Genomic DNA, 1,155 nt, shown 5'->3' with positions numbered 1-1,155 from the left:
CGAGGGCTTCCCCCGGGACCGCGCCGACCAGCTGGCCGCCGTCGCCTCCGGACTGACCTCGCTGACCTCGGGTGCCAGCCGCATCTTCGAGGGCGGCGACGTGACCCAGACCGTGGTCGAGATGGAGCGCGGGTTCCTGTTCCTGATGGCGATCAGCGACGGCTCCGCACTCGCGGTCCTCGCCTCGCCGGACTCCGACATCGGTCTCGTCGGCTACGAGATGGCCCTGCTGGTGGACCGCGCCGGCGCGGTCCTGACGCCCGCGCTGCGGGCCGAACTCCAGGGCAGTCTCCTGCACTGACGGTTCGTCGGATACCGTCCTGGTATTCGAAAGACCTCAATTGCCCGTCCCGAGGTCGCTTCGGCGGCCTCGGGACCGGGCGTTGTACGGCCTTCGCACCACCGGCCACGGCGCTCCCCGGCGACGCGGCCAGCAACGCACCGCCGCACCCTTTGAGGAGATGAACCGTGACACCGCCCGACCACAGTGGCCAGTACGGCGTCCCGTACGCGGGCTCCGGCCACGACGCTTTCGGGGCTCCCGGCGTCGGCCACGGTCAGCAGCCGCAGTACGCGCCGCAGTTCAACGGCGGCCAGCCGTACCTGCCTCCGCAGTCCGACCCGCGCTGGTACCAGCAGCCGGACGGATACGGCCAGGCCCACCCCGGCCACGAGGCGTTCGCCGACCCCGGCCTGCCGCACCGCTACGAGGAGCAGCAGCCCGGCCACGTCGAGGAGTACCTCGACGAGGAGGAGGACGCCGAGCCGCTGATCCGGCCCTTCGCCATGACCGGCGGACGCACCCGGCCGCGCTACGAACTCGCGCTGGAGGCCCTGGTCTCCGCCGCGGTCGACCCGGCCCGGATGGCCACCCTGCTCCCCGAGCACCAGCGGATCTGCGCGCTGTGCGCCACCGACGTGAAGTCGGTCGCCGAGATCTCCGCGCTGCTCGGCCTCCCGCTGGGCGTGGCCCGCATCCTCGTGGCGGACCTGGCCGAGGCCGGCCTGGTCGCCATCCACCAGCCCGCAGCCGGCGGCGAATCCGGCAACCAGCCCGACGTCACGCTGCTCGAAAGGGTCCTCAGTGGACTTCGCAAGCTCTAACGCGGCCGCCGCCCCCAGCCGCGCCACCACCTCCGCCAAGATCGTCGTCGC

Annotated in this window: 2 protein-coding genes; both read left to right on the top strand. The window is 72.6% G+C overall.

What is annotated here, in order from left to right; all coding sequences use genetic code 11:
• A partial coding sequence (locus tag IH44_RS0139910; RefSeq protein ID WP_030464753.1) for a roadblock/LC7 domain-containing protein occupies positions 1–301 on the top strand: 301 nt, incomplete at its 5' end.
• 167 nt (positions 302–468) lie between these two features.
• Complete coding sequence (locus tag IH44_RS45045; RefSeq protein ID WP_081967407.1) at positions 469–1,104, top strand: DUF742 domain-containing protein; 636 nt, start codon at positions 469–471, stop codon at positions 1,102–1,104.
• Positions 1,105–1,155: the final 51 nt, after the last annotated feature.

Origin of the sequence: Kitasatospora sp. NRRL B-11411 (assembly GCF_000721345.1) — a bacterium.
In the GTDB taxonomy this organism is placed as follows: domain Bacteria; phylum Actinomycetota; class Actinomycetes; order Streptomycetales; family Streptomycetaceae; genus Kitasatospora; species Kitasatospora cineracea.
The sequence above is the reverse complement of the archived record's forward strand: the minus strand, read 5'-3'. Positions and strand labels throughout refer to the sequence as shown.